General features: G+C 60.6%; 19 protein-coding genes. 6 read left to right on the top strand and 13 right to left on the bottom strand.

Annotated elements, in window-relative coordinates:
- Positions 1–48: 48 nt before the first annotated feature.
- The 6 genes from KGJ62_09990 to KGJ62_10015 form a co-directional block, all read right to left on the bottom strand.
- Entirely contained in the window at positions 49–1,329 is a 1,281-nt protein-coding gene (locus KGJ62_09990) for an alpha-glucosidase/alpha-galactosidase (protein ID MDE2126908.1), read from the bottom strand.
- A 69-nt stretch (positions 1,330–1,398) separates the two neighbouring features.
- The gene (locus tag KGJ62_09995; GenBank protein ID MDE2126909.1) at positions 1,399–3,129 is read right to left on the bottom strand and encodes a chloride channel protein; all 1,731 of its coding nucleotides are present in this window, start codon (positions 3,127–3,129) and stop codon (positions 1,399–1,401) included.
- A 243-nt stretch (positions 3,130–3,372) separates the two neighbouring features.
- Positions 3,373–5,400 (bottom strand): carbohydrate binding family 9 domain-containing protein, encoded by a 2,028-nt coding sequence (locus KGJ62_10000; protein MDE2126910.1) that lies wholly within the window; start codon positions 5,398–5,400, stop codon positions 3,373–3,375.
- 89 nt (positions 5,401–5,489) lie between these two features.
- Entirely contained in the window at positions 5,490–6,146 is a 657-nt protein-coding gene (locus KGJ62_10005; GenBank protein ID MDE2126911.1) for a response regulator transcription factor, read from the bottom strand.
- A gap of 64 nt (positions 6,147–6,210) precedes the next feature.
- Positions 6,211–7,434, bottom strand: coding sequence for a hypothetical protein (locus KGJ62_10010; GenBank protein MDE2126912.1), 1,224 nt, complete (start codon positions 7,432–7,434; stop codon positions 6,211–6,213).
- Positions 7,427–8,404 carry an AAA family ATPase gene (locus KGJ62_10015; protein ID MDE2126913.1) on the bottom strand — a complete coding sequence of 326 codons (978 nt, stop codon included), beginning with the start codon at positions 8,402–8,404 and terminating at the stop codon, positions 7,427–7,429. Before KGJ62_10015 ends, KGJ62_10010 begins: the two co-directional genes overlap by 8 nt.
- Before the next feature lie 338 nt (positions 8,405–8,742).
- Here KGJ62_10015 and KGJ62_10020 point away from each other — a divergent pair, with 338 nt between their 5' ends.
- Positions 8,743–9,501 (top strand): hypothetical protein, encoded by a 759-nt coding sequence (locus KGJ62_10020; GenBank protein MDE2126914.1) that lies wholly within the window; start codon positions 8,743–8,745, stop codon positions 9,499–9,501.
- Positions 9,502–9,608: 107 nt separating this feature from the next.
- Positions 9,609–11,345: a gluconolactonase gene (locus KGJ62_10025; protein ID MDE2126915.1), complete on the top strand. Its 1,737-nt coding sequence runs from the start codon at positions 9,609–9,611 to the stop codon at positions 11,343–11,345.
- Between the two features lie 68 nt (positions 11,346–11,413).
- Here the strand turns inward: KGJ62_10025 and KGJ62_10030 are convergent, their stop codons facing one another.
- The 3 genes from KGJ62_10030 to KGJ62_10040 all read right to left on the bottom strand — a co-directional run bounded on the left by KGJ62_10030 (position 11,414) and on the right by KGJ62_10040 (position 13,968).
- Entirely contained in the window at positions 11,414–12,001 is a 588-nt protein-coding gene (locus KGJ62_10030) for a DUF899 family protein (protein ID MDE2126916.1), read from the bottom strand.
- 28 nt (positions 12,002–12,029) lie between these two features.
- The gene (locus tag KGJ62_10035; protein MDE2126917.1) at positions 12,030–13,391 is read right to left on the bottom strand and encodes a DUF2961 domain-containing protein; all 1,362 of its coding nucleotides are present in this window, start codon (positions 13,389–13,391) and stop codon (positions 12,030–12,032) included.
- A gap of 166 nt (positions 13,392–13,557) precedes the next feature.
- A complete protein-coding gene (locus tag KGJ62_10040) occupies positions 13,558–13,968 on the bottom strand; it encodes a hypothetical protein (protein ID MDE2126918.1) in 411 nt (136 codons plus the stop codon).
- 564 nt (positions 13,969–14,532) lie between these two features.
- Here KGJ62_10040 and KGJ62_10045 point away from each other — a divergent pair.
- Positions 14,533–14,871 carry a hypothetical protein gene (locus tag KGJ62_10045; GenBank protein ID MDE2126919.1) on the top strand — a complete coding sequence of 113 codons (339 nt, stop codon included), beginning with the start codon at positions 14,533–14,535 and terminating at the stop codon, positions 14,869–14,871.
- Here KGJ62_10045 and KGJ62_10050 read toward each other — a convergent pair.
- The gene (locus tag KGJ62_10050; protein ID MDE2126920.1) at positions 14,868–15,746 is read right to left on the bottom strand and encodes a phytanoyl-CoA dioxygenase family protein; all 879 of its coding nucleotides are present in this window, start codon (positions 15,744–15,746) and stop codon (positions 14,868–14,870) included. The two genes, KGJ62_10045 and KGJ62_10050, sit on opposite strands and share 4 nt — an antisense overlap.
- Positions 15,743–18,886 (bottom strand): hypothetical protein, encoded by a 3,144-nt coding sequence (locus KGJ62_10055; GenBank protein MDE2126921.1) that lies wholly within the window; start codon positions 18,884–18,886, stop codon positions 15,743–15,745. Before KGJ62_10055 ends, KGJ62_10050 begins: the two co-directional genes overlap by 4 nt.
- Positions 18,887–19,118: 232 nt before the next feature.
- Between KGJ62_10055 and KGJ62_10060 the strand changes: the two genes are divergently transcribed.
- A complete protein-coding gene (locus KGJ62_10060) occupies positions 19,119–20,636 on the top strand; it encodes a peptidase S10 (GenBank protein ID MDE2126922.1) in 1,518 nt (505 codons plus the stop codon).
- A complete protein-coding gene (locus KGJ62_10065; GenBank protein MDE2126923.1) occupies positions 20,629–21,468 on the top strand; it encodes a phytanoyl-CoA dioxygenase family protein in 840 nt (279 codons plus the stop codon). The genes KGJ62_10060 and KGJ62_10065 overlap by 8 nt, the downstream gene beginning before the upstream one ends.
- 3 nt (positions 21,469–21,471) lie before the next feature.
- Here the strand turns inward: KGJ62_10065 and hisI are convergent, their stop codons facing one another.
- Positions 21,472–21,843: a phosphoribosyl-AMP cyclohydrolase gene (gene hisI, locus KGJ62_10070; GenBank protein ID MDE2126924.1), complete on the bottom strand. Its 372-nt coding sequence runs from the start codon at positions 21,841–21,843 to the stop codon at positions 21,472–21,474.
- Entirely contained in the window at positions 21,844–22,641 is a 798-nt protein-coding gene (gene hisF / locus KGJ62_10075; GenBank protein ID MDE2126925.1) for an imidazole glycerol phosphate synthase subunit HisF, read from the bottom strand. It abuts the gene before it with no gap.
- 172 nt (positions 22,642–22,813) lie between these two features.
- On the opposite strand from hisF, the gene KGJ62_10080 reads away from it, so the two are divergent.
- On the top strand, positions 22,814–23,539 hold the full coding sequence (locus tag KGJ62_10080) for a peptidylprolyl isomerase (GenBank protein ID MDE2126926.1): 726 nt from the start codon (positions 22,814–22,816) through the stop codon (positions 23,537–23,539).
- Positions 23,540–23,568 lie beyond the last annotated feature (29 nt).

The raw sequence follows: 23,568 nt of genomic DNA on the forward strand, positions 1-23,568 counted from the left end.
GTTTTGATGACCAGGTAGCACCGGTCAAGGTTCGAAGCTTGCCGGCGGTCAGTGCAGCTCCGGCAGCCAACCGGCGTGGGCGTCCAGAAGCTCATCCACCATGCTGTGGATCTGCTCCAGGGTCAGCTCGGCAGCGGTGTGCGGGTCGAGCATCGCCGCGTGGTAGACGTGCGCGCGTGACTGCTCCAAAACGGCAGCCACGGTGACGGCCTGAACATTGACGTTGGTTTGAATGGTTGCCGCCAGTTGAACCGGCAGTTTGCCGATGCGCGTTGGCTGCAGTCCATTCTTATCCACCAGTACAGGAACCTCAACACAGCAATCCGGCGGAAGGTTATCGATGAGGTCGCCGTTTGGCACGTTGCCGTAGATGACTCTGGGCGTACCGGTTTCCATGCTGTGAATAATCAGCGAGCCGTACTCGTGGCTGCGCTCAACATGAACCGGCGCATCACCCTCAAACTGCGCCTTCATGGCGTGCCAACCCGCGATTTGCGCCTCGCAGCGCCGGATATACTCATCCAACGGTACATTGAACTGCTCAATGAGGTCTGGACGGTCGCGCCGGATAAACCACGGACAGTATTCGGCAAAATGCTCGCTGGATTCCGTAACGAAGTAGCCAAGACGCGTCAGCATCTCGTACCTTACCCGGTTCCAGGCCGGAACCCGACCCTCTTCGACCACGCGACGGATGAGCGGGTAGAGATCCTCGCCGTTCCGCTCGTACCGAAGGTAAAAGGCCATGTGGTTGATGCCGGCGCACAGGTAGTTAATCTGATCGATCGGTACGCCGATGTCTTTGGCCAGCTGGTGCGCGGTTCCCTGGACGCTGTGGCACAGGCCCACCGTAGATATGCTGGAACTCGCTGCCACCGCCCAGCAGTTCATCGCCATCGGATTCACATAGTTGAGGAATGTGGCCGTTGGCGCAACCGCTTCCATATCGCGGCACATATCCAGCATGACCGGAATGGTGCGCAGCGCTCGCATAATGCCACCTATGCCAAGCGTGTCGGCGATGGTTTGACGCAGTCCGTATCGGGCCGGTATCTCGAAGTCGATAACCGTTCCAGGTCGATAACCGGCTACCTGGATCATATTGATCACGTAGTCGGCGCCCTCGATGGCAGCGCGCCGGTTGGTGGTCACGGAAATGGTTGGGTGCGCATTGAGTGAGCTCGCAACCTTGTTGGCCACGATTTCGGAAGTCAGCAGCCGCTCGGCGTCGATATCCATGAGTGCGACGTCGCTCTCGGCCAGCTCGGGAAACGAGAGGATATCGCCCAGCAGATTCCTTGCAAACACGGTACTTCCGGCGCCGATCATTGCTATTCTGGGCAAAACTTCCCCCTGGTTCTCGCTGAGAGGCCGTCGCCACCCCCCGCGCTGACGCGGCTATGGATTCTGCTTGATCCCTGCCCGTTTCCGGCGAAACAGCTTTCCTGGGAACAGGTAGGTGTCACGGCGCTGCTCGGACTCCATGACGCGGACGCGCGCCTTCAAAAGGTCCTCCAGACAGACCATGCCGGCTACACGTCTTGAGGCGTGATTATCGAGCACCGGCATACGCGTGCGGCCCTGCTCCGCCATGCGCTGCGCAACGCGCTTGAGCGTCTCGTGCGAATATGCCACCGTGTATTCGTTGCTTGCAACGTCCCCCACCGTACGGGCACCGGCGGTGGCGACGCTCTCTTCCAACAGATGCGCACGAGAGATTACGCCAACGATCTTTCGCTCGTTGTCCACGACCGGGAACAGCTTTTGACTCCGGTCTGCGTTATGGGCCGGGTGACGGGGAAAATCTGCGAGGGGCAGATTCTGCTCCAGGACGGCTGCGTTGGCGCGCATCACTTCACGGGTATAGAGCACTTCGAGCGGATCGATAGCATATTCGCAACTCAGGTGGTATCCACGGCGCGCAACCTTTTCGGTGAGGATGGATCGGCGCAAAACGAGCGCACTCACGGCGTAGGCGCAGGCAGTAGCAACCAGGAGGGGACCCAGCATCGAAAAGTTGTGCGTGATTTCGCACGAGAACAGAACCGCTGCCAATGGCGCCCGCATGGCCGCGCCGAGGACGCACGACATGGATACCATGGCCCAGAATCCGGCGCCGGCTGGCGGCAAAAAGTGTGCCTCCAGCGCCCCAAGCGCCCCGCCAATCATCAAAAGCGGCGCCAGCACGCCGCCGGAGGTGCCGCTACCCAAGGAAAAGGACCAGATAACGGTTTTGACGATAAGCACACCAGCGATCAGGCTGTAAGCAACTTGCGACTGTGTGAGCAGCAAGCCGATGGTGTCGTAGCCCACACCCAACGCCCGCGGGAAGAGCAACCCGCCCAAGCCAACGGCGGCTCCGCCAATGATCGGCCACACGGCCCAGTGGACGTTGAACCTCTTTCCGAATACCACGAACACATCTTCGGACGCATATACCATTCGTGTTGCCACTACCGCAATAAGTCCGCCGAGCAGGCCTGCAACGGCGCATCCAACAAACACAATGGGGGTAATGGCGCGCAGCAGGTGATCCGGCGGCGCGACCCTCACGCCGTGCATTACCAGGCCGAAGTCGAACCGGCTGCCCAGCAGCGGTACCCGGGCGGCAGCAGCCACCACGCTGGCCAACACCACAGGGACCAGGCTGCGCGGCTTCCATTCGAACAGCATCACTTCCACGGCCAGCAGGACCGCTGCAGCCGGCGTGCCGAACGTTGCTGCCATGCCCGCGGCGGCGCCGGCGACCAACAGCGTTTTGCGCTCGGCGCCGGTCAGGTCAAAGAACTGCGCCACCAGCGAGCCAATGGCTCCGCCGGTCATGATGATGGGGCCCTCGGCGCCAAAGGGTCCGCCAGAGCCGATCGATATGGCCGATGAGATCGGCTTGAGCACCGCCACCCGAGGCTCAACGCGGCTCCCTCCGACCATAATCGATTCTATCGCTTCTGGAATGCCGTGACCCCGTATCTTTTCCGAGCCGTACCGGGCCATCACGCCCACGATGGCGCCGCCAACAACAGGCGCCAGAATGGCTGCGGGTCCCAGGTGGTTCAGTGCCGGAGAGCGATTCAGAAAGCTGACCTGATGGAAGAAGAACAGGTTGGTGAAAAGCCGGATCAATTGCATCAACGCCCACGCCACGGGAGCGGCAACGAGGCCAAGCAAAACGGCGATACCTGAAATCAGCACTACGCGGAGCGTAAGGGTGAAGTCACCGGGCTCGGGAGCGTCGCGATGGCCGGTGTTGTACGAATCCGGGTCCGCTTGTAATGGCAATTCGGCATCTCCACTCCACACATCGCTGAGTTCTACGCGTGGGGTGGCTTAATTCTACCTGTGACGTAAAGGACGCCGGACGAGGCCGAACGGTCAGCGAATTGCGAACACCAGTTTGAGCATCAGGCGTGGAACAAATGCCGTAGCGTTGGGATCACCCAGAATCACATAGGTGTTGGTGCCCAGGCCGCCGGCATTGTGGTACTGCAGAAATGCATTGAACCGGCCATTTTGCCACACGGCCCGGCCGCCCCAACTACGCTGCGGACTCATGGCGTAGTTAAACGTGAAGATATGCTGTTGTGTAACGCCCTGATAGTTCTGCACAAACGACATCAGGCCAAGATCGAGGTGGCGAAACAGCCGGACTTGCACCGACGGTCCGACCGAGGTGTAGGGTAGATCCGCCTCAACGCCCGTTTGAAAGTTGATGCCCCAATTGCGGTAGTTGTCGCCGGCGCCCCCACCTACCGCCATTCCCCAGGTGGCGTCGGTTTGGGCGTCGAACATCGCGTAGCTGCCGAAGGTCTCAATGGAGTAGTTTCGCCGCGTTACCAGGCTGGCATCCGCCGAAACGCCGCGTTGAAATGGAACGCCATCCAGATGCCAGTTCCAGGTGTATCCACCGTTGACGTCAGCTCGTCGGAAGAAGCCGTGCTTCCATTTGGGTGAATAGTCGGTAAAGCCACCGGCACCCTGATAGTCGGTAAAGGGAATGAATCCCAACCGGTCGAGAAATGCGCCATCAACACGCGCCACACTCATAACGCCGAAAAGATTCGTGTCGTTGAAGTTGACATCGGCATAGTAGCCGCGGCCGCCGGCCTGTGGACCCAGCGACTGCGCAAGGTTGGCATCAGCGCCCCACTTTCGGTGCTGCCAGGATGGCGTAAGTGCGATCACGGTGTTATCGGCGCCGGCGGCAGAGTGCTGCATCAGTAACACCGACGTGGTGGTGGCGGCATTGAAGTTCTGGCGAAACGACGCCACCAGATCGCTTTCGCTGCCAAACGCGGCATCTCCAAGCATGCTGAACGATGTATGCGGGCTCAGTTGGCCGTAGGCATTCACCCCGGCATCGATGCGGCCAATCAGCTGCGAATCGAAGAACGGCCCGATGGCATAGTTGCTTCCTACATTGCGAAAGTCGCTACCTTCCTGAAAGAACGGCCGTTCATCCGGAACGAAGTGGCCACTTCGCGAGAAGGCAATGCTGGCCACAGCGCCTTCAATGCTCTGGAAGTCGGGGTTAATTGTAGCTACAGTGGTTATCTCAGGAGTTGGTTGCAGCCTGGCATCCAACCCCGCCTGCAGCTCCGCGCGACCACCGGCATTCATGCCAACAGATGGCAGTAGGTACGGCAGCAGCGAAAGCCGCGGCTTCCAGGTGCGAAGCGGTGGCACCACGCCAAGCCACTTTCCCTCGCGCGATTGCGAACCTTCGGGTCCGAGGTCGGACCACCAGGAATCGACGTGAGCGTGCTGCTCATGCCGCTGAAAGTTGATCCCCATTACCATCGCCGCGGCTCGCGCCGGGTAGGGAAGAATGCGCCAGGGAATACGCATCTCAGCGGTCCATCCACCGGCGTCGCGCTTCGTGGCTGCCTGCCAGTCTCCCTGCCACTCCAGCTTGTCGGCGCGGCCGCCGGCGATCGATGCCGATTGCGTGCCTATGGCGTTTACCGTAAAAGTCGATCCATCCGCCCACTGCATTGTGTCGAAGGTATCGATGCGAAACGCAACGTTGTCGTCGTTGGAAAGATCAACGTTACGAATTGATTCATTGGCTACAATAGCAGATGGTTTGGAGTCGCGGCACCGGAACGCGATGAAGATATCGGTGGCGTTATAGATCAACCAGGCTTCTGTCTGATCGGGTGCCGGTTGATGCGCGGAGGTCTCTATGAACACAGTCGCGTGGGCTGCAACCTTCCACGCGGCATCGCGCAGAGAGCCGTCGATGACTGGCGGGGCAACGCCGGCAGGCAACCTTACAGCGGCCAGAGTTCGCTTTGACCAGCGCTGGGCAAATGCCGTTGAGGTAATTGTGGCCAGCATTATAAGGATGGCAGCCGCCAATACCCGTTTGAGAGAAGGCGTGTACGACTCGGAAAAATGCATCTGTTGCTACAGTATACAAACCATTGAAACCGTGGGTTTTTGCAGTCCCGAAAGTCTACCCGGTTTGCGACTGAGCCCAACCCGTCGGATCAGTCGGCAGCTGCGGCATCCATAATCTGTTTGACAAGTGTATACCGAGTCCGCGGTTCAACGTTGAGTTTGGTCATAACGCGCTCGGTGGCATGCCGAACCGCTCCGGTAGAAACAGGCGCTTCCATCTCTGCGGTGAGCACCTCCGCGATCGCGTCGGTGCCTAATTCGCTGCCGACCAGTTTGCGAGCTACCGCAAGCTCGAGAGCCGAGAGCCCCATCCTTCGGCCCAACCTTACCATAGTGCGATCCGGTTCCGCCAGGTTTGCCTCAAGGCGCAACGCCACTATCTCGGCTGCGGCACGCCTCACTGCTTCGGTAACATCACTCGGGCTGCAGTTTTTGGGTAGCGCATCTACGGCGCCGGCGGCCCGCGCCACGGAGAGCAGGTGCGTATGTGAAGTCAGAAGGATGATCGCGGTTTCTGGCCGTGCCCGCAGAATAGCCGCGCACGCCTCAGTTCCATTCACCAGAGGCATAGAGAGGTCCATGAGGACGACGTCCGGCGCTAAACTCTCTGCCAATGAGATGGCTTCGCTGCCATCCATCGCCTCGCCGCACACAACCATGTCGGGCTCGGCGTTGATGTGCGCCGCCAACATCTGGCGCAGCAGATCGAAGTCATCGGCAATGAGAACGCGTAACGGTTCCGGCATGCGCGTTCCTTTCGTTGTGCGAAAAGGGGACCGTGCAGATCGTGCCGCCACGCCCACAGCTGGGCTAGGTGGCGGGATTCTCCTTCTCAAACTCTGCCATGACGAACCCTAGCGAACGGCAACGCTCGCCCACACTCTTCACCAGGCCCGGCGAGGCGCCCTCGCGAAATCGCGCATTCACGTGGAGACGCACCCTTACGGCTGCACCAGGCGCCGCGCCAAGATGCTGCAGTACCTCCGAGCGAATGCGGCCAAAATCGCGTATGAACGCTGCCGCGGTGCCATCCCAAACCGCGTGGAACTGTACCGGCCCACGCGCGTCGATATCGGCGAGATTCGGAAGCGCTTCGGTTCGGCCCGCCAAACCGTGGGGGATTGCGTCGTTCAACGTCCGGCTGGACTGGAGGCGTGGCAGGTAGAGATACGTTGCGAAGCAGCCGGGCAACTGCGCAATGGGAACCGGCGAGCCCAACCAACCCGTCAACCGGTCATATTCGTCGCGCAGCACGGTCGGCGGCAGCTCCAAGAGCAGAAGATCCTCGGCACACAAACGCGCGGAACATCGGCTGGCGATTCCATCTCCGGCTTCCAGCGCCAGCTCGCGCCATTGAATCGGAGCCGCAGGATCGGCCTGTGTTGGAACCAGGAGCCATTTCCACGCCTCGCCGATCTGTCGATTCACAACGGCATCAGCATCGTCGGCCTGTGCGCGAGCGTGGGCAAGCTGAATCGCATCCAGGCTCAGGGCAGCGCCCTCATGCGCGATGGATCGCCACGCCAGAAGCGCGCGTATCGACTCGTACAGCGACTTCACCTTGCGTGAATCGGGCGCAAGAAAAACGAGGGTGTTGCGGTACCGGCGCGGACCGCTGCCGCGAAAGTTGAGAAAGCTGTCGCTGATGTGCAGTGCCGGATCGGAAGCTGCATCCGGCGTTTCGTGAGGATGGTGCGGGCTAAGAATGACCAACGACGTAGCCAGCGTATCGGGAACGTCGGCAGTAAACGCCGGTGCCACGTGAATGGCGCTAAAACAGCCGGTATCTCGCGATGACAACAGCAGTCGTTTGCGCGTTTCGGCGAGCAGCATGGCGTCGCGGACTGCCTCTGCGCGTTCGGCAGCGAGGTGGAGCACCACCTTCAGCGGACCGTCATCAGACTGCGGATCATCGGCGGAACGTACCGTCCGCGCCTCAGAAAAGATGCTTCTCAGCGGGTCGCCGGAGCCTTCGCCGTCACCAGGTTCCGGATTAATCCAATCGGGCGGCGGACCCAGCGGCTTTTTACGCATCCAGTATCTCCTTCACCAACGCCTCGTAATCCTGTGTCGCCGGGTTATTGGGGAACAGGGCCGGCAGTGGCTGCCGGTACATCTGCGCTCGGCTCACGTCCACCGCCTTTCGTATAACGGTATGGTAGACGCGCGACCCGTAGTGCCTCCAGAGTTGATCCAGCACGTCGTCGCTAAACTGATTCGATTCCACGCGGCAAGCCAGGAAGCGATGTGTCGGCTGCTCGGGCAACTGTTCAGCCACGTGCCGTACAATATCCAGGAGCTTGACGGTGCCACGCAGGCTGAATGCGCCCATATCTACCGGAACAATGACGTCGGTTGAAGCTGCTATGGCATTGCAGGTTATCGCATCCAGGCTCGGCGGACAATCGATGACGACATAGTCGAATTCCGGCAGAATCGGCTTCAACGCATTGCGCAGGAGGTTGACCCACCAGGGGCGACCCGTCACCTGAAGTGTGGTATCTGCCAGCTCCAGGTTACTGCCTACGATGTAGAGCGACGGTGGCAACGGCAGCGCGGAGGTCTCGGGACCGGATGCGGTACCCATATTCGCTACGGGCTGCATCACTTCCTGAATCGGCATGCCCTTGACCAGGATTTCGTAGAGCGTCTTCTCCAGTTTGTCGCTGTCGATGCCATAAACCTGCGTGAGGTGAGCTTGCGGATCGGCATCGATCATCAGCGTGGGACCACGCTCAGCCAGGAGCCATGCCAGAGTGGATGCCGTGGTCGTTTTGCCCACTCCGCCCTTATGGTTGCAAACCGAAAAAATGCGAGGCGCCCCGCGTACGGCCGGCTCTGGCGTACCAACGCGGGCGAACACGCTTTCGAGCTCCGCCCGATCGACGCGGAGACGCCGGCCGCTTGGATAGCTCGTAAGCTGACCCTCGCGGATGTAGTTGCGCAAGGTCTGGGCGCTCACATGGACCAGTGCGGCCGCATCGGCCAGGTCCATCAGGTCCATGAGCAGTACCTCCCTACGGGAGTGAGTATCATTACAATATGGCCGCAAACGTGGCAGAATGCCCAGAATACCTTGCCACAAGGCGTGCGCGAGGGGTTAGCTTGGAAGTATACAGCGTGGGCTTCCACCGTGTCAAACGTGGCAACGGGTCGAGACCGCACAGCGGCGAAGGTTTCCGGCGAAGAAACGAGCAGATTCTCCCGGAACGCTGTAACAGGCAAATGCCTTGACAGCCTGAACGAATTAGTGGATACTTGTCCACTAGTACGTTGTGTTCATCGGTTATCGCATCGAGCCGGCAAACCAATGGACCGTGACCGTTCAACAAGGAGAAGACGATGGCAAAGTTTGGTCATTTTGATCTGAAGGCGAAGGATGCCGCGCGGGCGCGAGGCTTCTACGAGTCGGTATTCAACTGGAAGTTTCATCGCTGGGATGGTCCTATGGAGTACTGGCTCATTCAGACAGGCGCTGGGAAGTACGGGATCGACGGCGGCATGTCGCTCCGAAATGAGAGCGACAAGAGTAATGTAACGTTCACAGCTGCCGTACCGGACGTGGATGCCTATCTGGAGCGCGCACTTTCGGCGGGAGCCAGCCAGTTGCTGGACAAGCATACGATTCCCGGCGTGGGCGACATGGTACTTGTCGCGGACCGTGAGGGGCTTCCGTTCGGCATGCTTCAGTTTCTCCCCGGGGCTGAAGGCCAGGCGATGCCGGGCGCGCCTGCCGAGGGCCGACGCCCTGTTCACTTCGAGTTCTGCGCCACCGACGTGGAAGCCGCCATGAAGTTCTACACCGCGGTTCTCGACTGGACCTTCGACAAGCACGGCGGCGAGCAAACGTACTATCTCGCGAAGGGTGGCGACCAGGATGCACCCGGCATCAACGGCGGCCTTATGCCCGAAATCGAGAACTGCCCGAACATGTTCCTTGCGGTCATCGAGACTCCCGATGTGGAAGCGACGGCCGGGGCAATAACGGCAGCAGGCGGCAGCCTCGTGACCGCTCGCATGGATATTCCCCACGTTGGCAGCTGTTACTACTGCACCGATACCGAGTGCAATTCGCTGGCGATCATGCAATTCACCCGCTAGCGGGCTAGTGTGATGCGCTATAGCCAACCTGGCGCCGGCCGGCATCCCGTGCGTGCGACGCCAGGTAGGCATTCTCGAACAGCCCGGCAGGTATGTCTGGAGGAACCATGAGGCTCGCCGCACCGACTGCTCTCGCACTGATTCTGCTGACGCTTTGTCCGCGAGTGCATGCTCAAACCTATCCGCTCGGCCCGGACTCGATGGTCCAGGTCGGCGTGCCTCACGGCACCGTGACGCACAGCACGTTCACCAGCAAAACGGTGTTTCCGGGCACAGTTCGCGACTGCTGGGTCTACGTTCCCGCAGAATATGACGGCAAAACGCCGGCGTGCCTGATGGTTTTTCAGGATGGCGGCTGGTTTGCCGATACAAACAGCAGCTTTCGGGTTCCAGTGGTGTGCGATAACCTGATCTACCACCACCAGATGCCTGTGACGATCGTGGTGATGGTGAACCCAGGCGTGGTTCCGGCAGCGAACTCACACGCCCTGGCGCGATACAATCGCAGCCTGGAATACGACTCCATGAGTGGTCGGTACGTCCGGTTTCTGAACGAGGAGCTGCTGCCGGCGCTTATCGGCAAGTACCATATCAGCTCAGACCCGAGCGACCGAGCGATTGGCGGCATCAGTTCCGGCGGCAGCTGCGCGTTTACCGCTGCCTGGGAGCGGCCCGACTGCTTCCGGCGCGTCCTATCGTTCGTCGGGAGCTTCACCGACCTGCGAGGCGCCGATCGCTACCCGAGTCTGATCCGCAAGAGCGCTCCGAGGCCAATTCGAGTCTTCATGCAAGACGCTACTCACGATCTGGACATCTACCCAGGCAGTTGGTACTTGAACGCCCAGAGCATCGCCGACGCATTACGCTATTCCGGCTACGCGGTGAAGTTTGTGGTGGGCAGCGGCGGCCACGATGGCATTCAGGGTGGTGCGATAATGCCCGACGCACTGCGGTGGCTATGGCGCGGCTACCCGGACGCAGTTCGGGCCGCAGCCACGTCGCCGCAACATGATACCGATGCACTGATGCCCCGCCGGGCCTGGTCGAGGGTAAGCTCGGCCGGGTTCGCAGCCGGGGCCGTGGCCTCCGCACCGGATGGCAGCCTCTACCTGGCGGTTCGGAGCGGCGGTATCGAACGGTTCAACCCGCAAGGTAAGCCAGCCGGCTGGCTGGTGCGAGCGGGTAACTATACCGCTCTCGCATGCAAGGCCGATGGAGTCGTGGTTGGTGCATTGAACCGGTCCATCGTTGAGATCGACGGAAACGGTAACCGCCGCACGGTAGCCAGGGGATTTACCGCTGGAGGACTCGTGGCAAACCATGCCGGCGACATCTATGCATCAGACCCCGGGCACGCGACCATCTGGCTCATTCCGGAACATGGTCACGCCACAGCCGCGGTTAAGGGCGCAAACGAAGCGGGCGCGCTCGCGCTAAGTCCCGACCAGACGCTGCTTCTGGCCGCGTCCCGGTCTCCGGGCCGATACATCTGGTCGTACCAGATAGGGCAGGAGGGACAGCTTCATTTCGGCCAGCCGTACTTCGATCTGTTCGTAAGGCACGATCATCCGGAGGACACAGTATCGGCTCTCACCACGCTGACGGATGGCGAACTGGTGGCAACCACGCCCGCTGGTTTGGATCTCTTTGACCAGGCGGGACGCACAACCGGAGTCGTTCCACTTCCCGCCCGCAAGGGAGCTGCCGGAGCGGCGTTTTGCGGCGGAAACGGTCAAACGCTCGTGGCAGTTGCTGCAGACGGAGCGGTGTACATCTGGCCCACCCAGATTGCTGGAGCCATGCCGTTTGCAACTCCATCGGAACCTGCCGCGCCGATTCTCTAGTCGGCGCCGCAGAACTGCGCCGTTTCGCGACGGAAAGCGGATCGGCCACGTGCGTCTTTACGGAGCGGCTAGTGCGGCTCCCAGCCCGCAGCACCCTCTTGCAGCAGGTCAAAGAGATGCCAGATTGCGCAGAACTCGTCTCCCGGACCAAACGTTGCGCTGGAGATACGGTGTACGCCGTGATGGGGCTCGCGATGAAACGACGAAACGCCGGGCCAGACCATTCCCTCATCGTCGAGGAACCCACAGTCCGCGGCGAAGGTGGTTCCGGCAATGGACACCATGGGAAACTGCCAGCCGCGACGAGCCGATATGGCGCTCATCTCCTCGGGTGAGTCTGGCGAAGAGACGGCGAACGCCGTCCTCCTCAGGATGTGGGGCAATACGCCATTCAGACCGTCCGCCCAGAGCGAACAGTAGTTACAGCGCTGGCCCATGTTGTGAACAACAAGCAAGTCGGACCGATCACCAAAGAGCTGGAGGAGCGTTACCGGGCCATCAGACTTGTCGCGGAACGTGTAGTTACTCATGGTCATCGCCGAGTGCAGTCGGCGCAATTCGGTCTGGCGCTTCCTAAGAGCCGCTATTTGTGCGTCTAGCGCTTCCAGTTCCCCAGCGACCGAGGCGTCGCGCGCATCGGCGTTTATTGCTTCCATTTTGCCCCCTCTGGCCGGCACCACCGCGCTAAGCGTTTCGCTGTTCTTCCCACCGCCGCTCCTCGGAACGGATATGCGCAGACCCTGGATCCATATACCAGTACGCTACGCTGCGGTAGACGCCGCTGCAGTTGTTGCCGGTGCCGTGCTCCAGCGTAAACCGTCCGTGTCGGTGAAATGGAATCGGATCAGATGCATGGAAGCGGTAACCGTAGATCCTGATCCCCTCGTTCCACGGTCCTTCGGCGTCATCGCCCGAAACCGGACCGGAATAGCCTCGGATACCCCACGCGTCGTTGAGGTAATCCTCGAGGCCCGTACCGTAAAGCGTCCTTTCGGGGTCATCGTCGATGTAGAACATCTCATCGCCCTCGCAGGCAGCGCGGTCCGTGGGCGCATCGCTCATATCCACCTCGAATGCGGTGCCGACAAAGTGTCCGGCCGCGCGCGCATTCAGGAGCTCCACGTTGTCGCGACCATCCAGATTGAGCAGGCGACAAGCCACGCCGCCGTAGTCGCGATGGTCGGGGCCGTGAGGAGTTTCGTGGTGCCATGTGGCACGGAATCGGAAGAGGCTTCGCGCCGTAACAGCCTCCAGGGGTTCCCAGGTCTCCGCGATCCTGCAGGTTACCGGCAGGATGCTTCGGTTCTGAAGGGTCAGAGTGGCGCGATGTGAGTGCGGCATGGCGAAGCGACACCACCCAGCGGCCACTCCCGTAGTACCGATGAACGTTGAGGTCGGCAACTTCTGCTGGCCAAAGTTCATGAAGAACGGACCGAGTGGCGCCCGGATGGAAGGATCGCGTGGTTCGTCGTCATCAAAGTGTCCGGCAATCCACATGTTTTCCCAAAGGTGGCGCATGTGCGTCGGACTTAGATCCGACGGCAGCTCGATCCAAAGACCGGTTATTACTCCGGGGCCGTCATAGCGGGTCACCTCAACCGACTCGCCGGGCGCCACGGTTACGTCGCGCATCGCAGGCGCCAATGGCGGCGCAGCTTGCCAGACTGCTGCAGTCCGGGCTATCTCCGGCTTGTTAAGGCCGGCTGCGTCAAAGCTGGAAACCGGTGTTTGGTCTGGCAGTTGCAGGTAGTCCAGATGGTAGTAGAGATAGTCATCGGCAGGGTCGATAGTTACGAGACAGTGGCTGCGGAATGGGATGGGGCAGTAACTTGTGTGCCCCATCGCAAGCCGTTCGGAGCGCGAGCGCTGCGAGTTGAGTTCACCTTCGCCGCCTACACCGAAACTCAACGGCAGCAGCCGAAAGAGTTCTGCGAATGGTAAGTCAAGAACCGGCTCCGGTGATCCATCCAGACGGATGCGGATTGCGCCAGACCGTGGATCGGCGGTCCAGATGCGGCAGATAGCCCCGGGGCCATCAGCCTCCATGAGGACCGCCTCCGACCCGCTATGGCGAACGTAGTTACTCCAATCGCGGTTGCCGCCTCGTCGGTCATAACTCGAGGCAAGCCGCATGGAACCAGGACGCGCCGCCGCGAGAGCGATTGGGTTCCAATACGGCTCGAGCAAATGCCGGTACATGAGATTTGGCGAATCAGCCTGCCAGCTGCTGTGGCGCGGCCGAAACGGACATCGCATCGATGAGAATATCCAGGTGGCCCGCCGCTTGATCCCAGCGTGAAACGAATCTGACCGCCTCTCCACAATCCCGAAAAAAGCCGGTCAATCGGCAAACGTCGGCATCCGGTATGGGTTGTGCGAACGCCCGCGCGCGGCAACGACCGTCGGTATCCACAGTCACAAAAACTCCGAATCCCGGCCAGCTACGGGGCCCCGATGGCGCCTCCTCCTCGGTGTGCCCACAAAGCGGGCACACCGATACCGCGCGAGCGCCATTGCCTTGCCCACGGCGGTCACATACCGCTTCGGAGTGGCCGCACTGAACGCAGGTGCGCATTTGCGTCTCAACGATGCGCAGCGGAGTCGGATCGGGGGTATTGGCCATCTGTCTAATCATCCCATCATGCGGGCGTACTCCGTATCGGCACAGTCGCGGCTGCAAGATGCGCGCACCTCGAAGTCGACGTGACGAAACGGACAGTGATACTCGGCAACACCGGCAGCAGTCATTGTCGGAATGTACGCCCGGACCGGTCGATACCGGGGGTCATACCAATCGGCTGCTTCAAAACGGCCTGCCGGCAAATACGCGGATCGTATAAGCGCAAAGAGAGCGGAATGCCTCGATTCTCGCTGCCTTTGTGCCACCAGTCCGGGCCGACAACCCGTTCACCACTGTACCAAGATTCTATATCTTTGGCAAGAGTAGAAGTTTAACCACGACTTTCTGATTCGTGTGGTTCGCGGCAAGGAAGGGCGTATACATGCCGGACCGCCGACACGGCTTAGATCGACTTATGTCGGTGTAAAACTGTTCGATGGATGGAGACTGAACTAGTTATAACGCCGTTAAGAGGTTCATCGAATCATCAAAATCCTATTAACAGTTGACATCTGGTCTTGACAACCGATTCAGCTTTTGGTAGAATGAAAACTGAGGAAATACACCATGCGGAAGCGTTCGCAAATCACTCGCAAATCCATTGTGGAAAGTACGGAAGCGCTTATCTCGTCCGACGCGGCGGGTCAGAGCGTGAGTGACGCGGAGTGGCAGCAACTCGTTGGGCGTCTATTGCCAGATATGCTGACGCCGGACCGCGAAGCGTTGCGCAATGAGTTAATCGCGCTCTACCATGAATACGCGAAGGACGCCCAGGTGGCCCAGGCGATTGTGGCCGAACACGAAGAGGTTGCCACCGAGGCGCGCGAGACCATGAAGCGGGCGCAAATCGGCGGTGAACTGGTCGAGAAGCTGTTGCGGATGGAGTTTCCCGACTTCGCGCCCTAGTTGTGGCCCGGCTGTGTAAGCTGCGGCGCACGCCCCGCCGGCCCCCACGCATCCAACCCAAGCAGTTTGCGCCCAAGCGCGGTAAGCTTTGCTGGTTCCCCGGTGCTCTGTTCGATCCGTCGCGAATCGCCGGGAAAGTACGGCGCCACCGGTGGATTTCGCTCTCTCCAGCAGGCAATGCGGGCCTCCCGTGCTCCGGCGTTTGCCTCGTCTGCCGGGCGCATTGCGATATACTGGGCGAACCGGGCAGCGCTCCCGCGGTTCTGCCCGTTTCCGTGGGCTAAAAGCCGGTCCCAAATGATCAGGTCGCCGGCACGTGCCGGAATCGGCTCAACGTGCAGGCCGGCAAGATCCGGCACGCGCGGGTTTCTCGCCTTTGGCTGCGTGGCAATCCAGGCCTCGAGGTTGCGATGAAACCCCGGTATGCACTGAAAACCACCCATGGAGGCATCGGTATCGGCGAGGCACAACACGCCCTGAACCCAGAACGGGATCGAAAGGTCGGAGGTGTCCACGTCCCAGTGAATAAACCCTTTGTGGTCATACTCGGGATGCGCCCGGGAAGTCGGCGGCTTCATGTTCACCCGATCGATCGTCACCCATAAGTGCGGCTCACCAATCAACTCGGCAAACACTTCATAAAGCCGTGGATTCTGCCGGTTGTTCCACTCGCTCTGGTGGTGGTACATCTCCACCATTCCGCCCGGCGTGAGTGGTGGCCGGTACCAATCTTCCGGTTCGTCCGGATCCATGCCGAGAAACGCAAAGATTGCTGCAATAACGGCCCGGCAATCGGCCTCGGCAACCACGCCGGGTACTACGATGTAGCCATTATCGCGAAAGAATGCGTGGTCACCCACTGTCAGCCGTGTCATCGCGCGTTACCGGCTCCGTGCTCGATGATTACGGTGCGAACTTGCCACGGCGCGAAGTCCAGATGGATCCGGCCGTCGAGGATTTGGACCGGTTCAACTCGATCCTCCACGATGTTGGCGGTCCACGCATTAGCGCCGGCGGGCAGCCCGCACAGCCGTACGCCCTCGCTTCGCCCACTACTCTCGTACATTCGCACCACCATGCCGTCGCCGTGCCGCGCCGGCTTGAGGCACTCGATGCGCACGCTCTGCGCCTCCAGCAGCTTGGGCGCAAAAGCGCCATCTTGCGGCGTCGCAGCCGCCGCACCGCCGTCTGCAGACCGCCTTTCGGTGGGGTCACGGACAACTAGTGGAATGTTGAGCGATGCCGCAGCGGTCGGTACCCGAGCCAGGCACCAGTCTTCCGGATAAAAGAGCAGACTGTAGATGATGGAGTGTTGGCCAACATCGGAGATTGCGTCGGGATCGTAGCCGCTGCGTAAGAGTGTGATCCGCAGCCGCGATCCGAGCGCGTCGTATCCATACTTTCCGGTGTTGAGCAAAGCAAACCCGTAGCTCGGCTCTCCCACGGCGGCCCAGCGAAGCGCCGGCGATTCCTGGCCACTGGCGGGCCGACACGCCGCGCCAAACGGAGTTTCGAACCACGCCTCACACGCTGCCAGGCTGGCCGTAAATGCAGCCTTCAGTGAAGGCACTCCCGCTTCCGGCGTACCCAACTCCTGCCAATCCACATTCGTCACGAAGTCCACCTGTGGCAGCTCGGAGTAGAAGCGCATCCGCTGTACGATGCTCGACTTCCGCACTTTGTGGCGCACCTGAAGCTCGACGAATGCCGGCCCGGCGGCAGTGACGCTAGTTTCGGCGCCACGAATCAGACTCTCCTCACGGTACACCTCATCGAGATGCCATGCCGACATGCCGTGCGGGTGCTCGTCGACGATCTGAAAAACGTTCAATCCGAGATCGGGCCGTGCCGTGTCCAGGTAGTCGCTGCCACGTTTCATCCCAAAACCTACCAGTTCGCGACGCACGCGCTTGTCGAAGAGTGAGACAATCACACCACTGTCTCTGCGGACGTGCGCCGTGTAGGCCGCAGTCTCCACCTTAATGTAGGGAGCGCTCGTTTGCCCTTCGCTGTCAAACTCCGCCGGCCGATCGTCGACCGGCGCGTACGCTGGTCGCACGGTAACTCCCTCGACTCCATTTGCCTCACCATCCACGATCCAGCCCGCCGTTTCGAATGGCTTCATCTGAGGCGCGAAAAGAAGCCCGCTCTCACTGTATTGCCCCAGGGCTCTCCGACCTTCCGGTCCCAACATCCACACGGCGCCCGAGCCTCGCATTCCGGGAGACTCGACAACCGCGCACCGCTCCTCTCCCAGTGGGTTTGTAACGGCAATCGCGTCTGCCGGAACGCCGGCCTGCAAAGCCGCCAGCGACTGCTGGATGGAGCGGGCCGCAGCGTCGCACGCGTCGCGGACATCGATGCGGTTTTGCTCGTACGCCTCGTGGATCGCCGAACCGTCCAGGATGTCGTGAAACTGGTTGAACAACACCTTCCGCCACGCTGCAGTGAGCCCGTCCGGCATACCGGCCAGAGCCGCCAGGGTGTCGGCTGCGATCAGCTGGTTTTCGCCGTGGCGATTGTATTGCTTGGTATCGGCGTGGGTGGTATAGCAGCCTTCGAAGATCGTGGCCGACTCGCCCACCGCTTCCGGCAGGACTGCGCTGCTCTCTACAACCGCTTGCGTCCAGCCGGCCAGCGTGCCGCCGAGCGTGGGCGGCAGTAGCGGATCGGCAGCAAAACGCCTCCGAGCCTCCAGACTCTGCCGCGCAGGTCCGCCGCCATGGTCTCCGATACCATGAAAGTGAATCCCTGCGGGCAGGCCCCAGGCGTGCGCGCGGATGGCTGCCATCGTGATGTCATGCGCCGTGATCTCACCATTGTACGACGGTGTGGAAAAAGCCAGGACTCTGTCGCCGTTTTGGCCCTGCCACCAGTACGCAGGCCAGGCGTTGGCGCCACCCGGATTCGCCCGGTGGTGGTAGTACCGTGACGCACCGCCGGAGGCCACCAGTTGCGGCATGTTTCCGACATGCCCAAAAGTATCTGGAGCGTGATAGACCGTCGGCGATATGCCGAAGTGTTCACGCGTCCAGGTAACCCCTTCAAGAATCTGACGCGCATGAGCCTCGGAGCCCGACATGTTGCTGTCGTTTTCAATCCAGGCGGTCGTCAAAAGCTCCCAACGGCCCTCCCGTACCAGCCTCCTCACCTCCTCGAAGAGATCTGGCTCGTGCCGCTTCAGTACTTCATAGGTTGGCGGCTGGCTGTGCGAAAACGTAAGCTCATCAAACTCGCGCATCAGCGCCAATACACTCCGGAAGTCCCTGAGGATCACCTGCTCGGTATCCGGCCATTGCCACAACCAGTTCATGTCGATATGGCTGTGTCCGATTAGATGCACGGGCAACGAGGAGACTCTTGATGCGAACGGCGCCAGTATTCTCGAAACAGTGTCGGCCATCTCGGCTGCCACAGGCGGAGTGACACCTGCCAGGTCAGCCGGTACGGCGCGAGCCGCCTCGTCAACCAGGGCCCGCTCCGCGTCCGTTGCGGCCAGAGCCGCAGCCAACTTCATGTGCGACCACGTAACATCCAGCAGTTCGTACATACGGCGCAGCCCAGGCGTAGTGAGATGCAGGTTCACCCAACCGGTCATCTGCTGGTCTGGAGTGCTGATCGCAAAAAGCAGCTCGCCATTTCGGCCCGATGAGAGGGTCGGCGTCACTTCAAACAGGGATGGGCCGCTTGCGACCGGCGGCAGTTCGTCCTCAAAGACTGAACGGCCGTTAAACCGGACGCTGGTTGGATAGATGCAGAACAGGGTTGCCTCAAGCACGTCGCCAGCCAGTTGTACGCCGCAGGCGGCCTCCGGCAGGTCGAGCATACATTTCAAGGTTATAGTAGCGTTACGGCTAACTTCCAGTCCGTGAAAAGTTCCTCCCCCGTCAAGGTGAACCGTGCGATTGACGGCGCCGCTCACAACTTGCCACTCCGTCTCCGGAAAGCCGCTGTTTACGGCATCGGCAGCCTGGCGCAACACGAGAAGGGCGCGCACACAGTTGTCGGAAACCATGATGAGTGTGACTCCGCAAATGCGATGCGTCCGGCTCGGCAGAAGCGCCGCCGTCGCGCCGGCGTGTTCCGCGAGTCACCGCAGTTCTCCTGCCGCTGCGCGCGGTTCTTACACAGCGTGGCAGGTTACTGCATCGCCGATGTCGAATCGAGGGGCTGTTAGCCGCTGCCGACCGCCATATGATTTGCCGGACCGCTATTGATTGCCCGCCTGGTGTGAAGGAGAGAGACTTATGCCGCTGTTGCCATACGTGCTGGCTGCACTGAGCCTGGCACAACAAGGTCGCCGCCCGATGCCTGCTGGTCAGGCGCCGCCACCGAAACAGACGGTAGCGGCGAAGGCGGAGACGAAAGCGGAGACTGCGCCGCCGGTTGTAACGCACCACACCATCATGCTGGATGGCGCCCCGCTGCACTATACAGCAACAACCGGAATGCTTCCGCTCAAGAATGACGTTGGGGTAACCGAGGCGTACGTTTTCTTCGTTGCGTACACGCGTGACGGAGAGGATGTGACGAAGCGGCCACTGGTATTTGCATTTAACGGAGGTCCCGGCGCGGCGTCGGTATTCGTGCATCTTGGCTTCCTCGGACCAAAGCGCGTGGTCACGCTGCCGAACGGGCACTTTCCACCACCGCCATACGGTTTGGCGGATAACCCCAGCACGCTGCTCACCGATGCAGACCTCGTGTTTCTGGACCCGGTTGGGACTGGCTTCAGCCGCCCGGCGACGCCGGAACTTGGTCCGAAGTTCTGGAGCCTGGACGGCGATATTCAGAGCGTCGGTGAGTTCATCCGCATGTACCTGACGCGGTACGACAGGTGGAGTTCACCCCTGTTTGTGCTTGGAGAGAGCTACGGCACCACGCGTGCTGCCGGCCTCTCGCTGTATCTGGCAGACAACGGCATCAACCTCAATGGCGTGGTGCTGGTTTCCACCATTCTCAAGTTTCAGGGCGCAGGAGATATGTCTTTCGCACTGGACTTTCCTACGGAGTGCGCCACGGCCTGGTACCACCACAAGTTGGCGCCGAGCCTGGAGACCAGCGTACAGGCCACAGTCGACGAGGCGATCAAGTGGGACAAAGCGGTGTACGAACCGGCGCTCATGGCGGGCGACACCATGAGTCCTGCTCAAAAGGCGGCCGTCGTCGCAGGACTGCAAAAGTATCTTGGTCTGCGCCGATCCTTTATCGTCGACTCCAACCTGCGTATCAGCATGCCGGCGTTCCAGAAGGAGCTGCTGCGCAGTGAGGGCAAAACCGTGGGCCGGCTGGATGCACGTTTTACCGGACTGGATAACGACAACGCCGCACCGCGTCCGGAATACGATCCTTCGGATGCCGCAGTTGAGGCGCCATTCACATCGGCGTTCAACAGTTACGTCCGCGACAAACTGGGCTTTCGCACCGACGCCGTCTACGACGTCATGGGCCAGGGAGTGCATGGCTGGCAGTTTCCGCGAGGTGGCATCGATGTCGCGGTGCGTCTCCGCGAAGCGATGGCCAAGAACCGGTACATGAAAGTGTTTATCGGAGAAGGCTATTACGATATGGCTACTCCCTTCTATGCCGTGGACTACACGTTCAGCCACATGAATCTGGATCCCAGCCTCAGAGCAAACGTAGAGACTCACCGATACGAATCGGGCCATATGATCTATCTGAAGGTATCGCAATTGCAGAAGATCATCGGTGACCTGAAAACGTTCGTCAATTCCGCCACGCACGAGGCGCCCAAAAGTGAGTAGTCGACTTTCGCCGGAACAGATCGCACGGTTCCGCCAGGATGGGTTTCTGTTGTTCCCGGAGGAGGTGGTTGGTGGTCCAGAACTCGCCGAGTTGAACGCGGCGCTTACACGCGTCATGGCCGGTGAAAGCGTGGCAGCGCCGGAGCGGATAACCAACCTGACAGGAGACGAACGCAACGTGGTGGTTCAGGTGGTCAACATCTGGGAGGCAGAACCGGCCTTCCGCCGGCACCTCTCGAACCCGGCGATCGTGGGTATGGTTGCCGATCTGATGGGCACCGACACCGTGCGGGTGTGGCATGACCAGATCCAGGTCAAGCCGGCCGGGAATGGCGGACCCACGGTCTGGCACCAGGACCATCCGTACTGGCCGATCGTGGAACCGGCCGATTTGGTCAGCGCCTGGGTTGCGCTGGAAGACGCCACGATTGAAAACGGCTGTATGTGGATGACCCCCGGCAGCCACAAATGGGGTGCGTATAGAAACGGGACCGTTGGACTGAAAGACGACGGTCTGTGGCCGGATTGCGACATGGCGAAGCTGCCGGAAGGCGCGAAGGTGGAGATTGTCCCGTGTCCGGTGGCGGCCGGCAGCGTGGTGTTCCACCACTGCCTGACGTGGCACGGCGCGCCGCGAAATGGGTCAAGCTGGGCGCGTCCGGCAATTGCCGTCCACTATATGCCCGGCCATACGCGCTACGTGAAGGAAGCAGGCCGATCTCACCTTGTGGAGCACCATGTGGAGGTGGCCAGTGGTGACGTTCTGCGCGGCAAACACTTTCCGACAGTGCTGGAGGATGGAGTGCTGCTAGAGGTAGCGACCGCGGCGTAGCCGCTAGTACGGCTCGGCGATTTGTTCCTGGACCTGTTCAAGAGCGTCGCCTGTCGGCGTGAGTCTCCGGTAGTAACAGGTTCTGTAGCCTTCGTGACACGCGGCGCCTATCTGTTCCGCCTCAATCAGAAGGCTGTTGTTCTCGCAGTTTACATAGATGGCTTTGAGATACTGCCTGAAGCCGCTCGTTTCGCCTTTTACCCAGAGTTTCCGCCGCGACCGGCTCCAGTACGTCACGCGGCCGGTTGCAATGGTGCTCTCCAGCGCCTCGCGGTTCATGAAAGCCAACATCAGCACGTCGCGGGACTCGTAGTCCTGCACGGCCACAGGCACCAGACCGTCGGCATCGTATTGCAGGGTTGCCGGTATGCTCACTCAGTCCGCTCCTTGTTCTACGGGTGACTCCGCATGCATTCGCACCGGTATCCCGGCATCGCGCATTGCGGCCTTGATCTGCCGGACGGTGAAAATGCCGTCATGCACAATACTTGCCACCAGCACCGCATCTGCCTGACCGCGCAATACCGCGTCAACGCAATCGGCCGGCGAGCCTGCGCCGCCGGAGGCAATTACGGGTATTGATACGGCATCTGCCACGGCTCGCGTCAGGGCAAGGTCAAAGCCATCCTTACCGCCGTCGCGATCCATGCTGGTAAGGAGAACCTCACCGGCGCCGAGCGCCTCACCACGCTGCGCCCACTCCACAGCATCCAGACCGGTTGCGCGCCGCCCACCATGGCTCCATGCTTCCCAGGCCGTACCAGGGCCAGACCGTCTTTTCGCGTCGATCGCCAACACCACGCATTGGCTTCCAAAAGTAGCGGCGGCTTCCTTGATGACATCGGGACGGGCAAGCGCGGCGGTATTCACGGCAACTTTATCTGCCCCTGCACGCAGCAGGATCTGGAAGTCTCCGACCGACGACACGCCACCGCCGACCGAAAACGGGATGAAGACCTGCTCTGCCACGGCCTCAACCCATGCACGCATCGTTTTGCGCTCTTCATGGCTGGCAGTAATGTCTAAAAACACCAACTCGTCGGCGCCGGCTGCGTCGTAGCGGCGCGCCAGGTCAACCGGGTCGCCCGCGCTCCTCAGGTCCTGAAACTGTACTCCTTTGACCACCTGGCCGGCACGCACGTCCAGGCAGGGTATAACGCGGCGCGCCAGCATGTTCACCAGTATAACACAAGCCCAGTTCGGCGCCGGCGCGCTCAAACTGCGTGGAATGAGCCTATCCGGTGTACAATAGTGCTGTTGACTGATGTTTGTTTAAGGGTGCTGCCGGCCGTGAACTGAACTGTGTGCACGTCCGGCCCATTACAATTGACCGGAGAGTGGAATAATGCGTACGTTAGCCGCTATAGTTGCGATTGTTTTAGGAGCTATTGCTTTGGCGTGGATCACAACGCGGCTGCATCCCGGCGGGGCGCTACCTCCGCAGGATCAGCCGACGTCAACCACCACGCCTGTATCGAACAAGAAAGCGCTAAACGGGAGCCAAAAGAAGGGAACGACCAGTTCTGCGAGCCCGAGCCATAGCAGCGCTGTACAATCTGGGCAAAGCCATACGGCAGGAGATGCATCTGTGTTCGCAAATTACGAAAAGACCGCCATTCACGCCACGCTTACCATCGCCGGGAAGGGTTCGATGGAGTTGGAACTCTATCCTGAGGCCGCGCCGAAAACGGTGGCGCATATCGAATCGCTGATCAAGTCTGGCTTCTACGACGGGATCAAGTTTCACCGAGTCGTGCCCGGCTTTGTATGTCAGGCCGGCGACCCACTCTCCAAGGGGCTGCAGGCGGCCATGTTCCAACAGGCCGGCGTCGGTCAACATGGCTCCGGTAAAACCGTGCCGCTGGAGGCCAAGCTGCCCAACCTCACGAATACGTTGGGGCTCGCGCGATCGAGCGACCCGGATTCAGGAGACAGCCAGTTCTACATCAATCTCAACGACAATGCCAATCTGGACGGCCAATACTGCGTATTTGGGCGCGTGGTCAAAGGCACCGATCTGCCGGCACGAATCGACATCGGCGACATCATTCAGACATTCACCATCCCGTAATACCGGCGAAGTAGCTTCACACCCATGAA

The organism is Armatimonadota bacterium (assembly GCA_028871815.1).
In the GTDB taxonomy this organism is placed as follows: Bacteria; Armatimonadota; Chthonomonadetes; order Chthonomonadales; family Chthonomonadaceae; genus REEB205.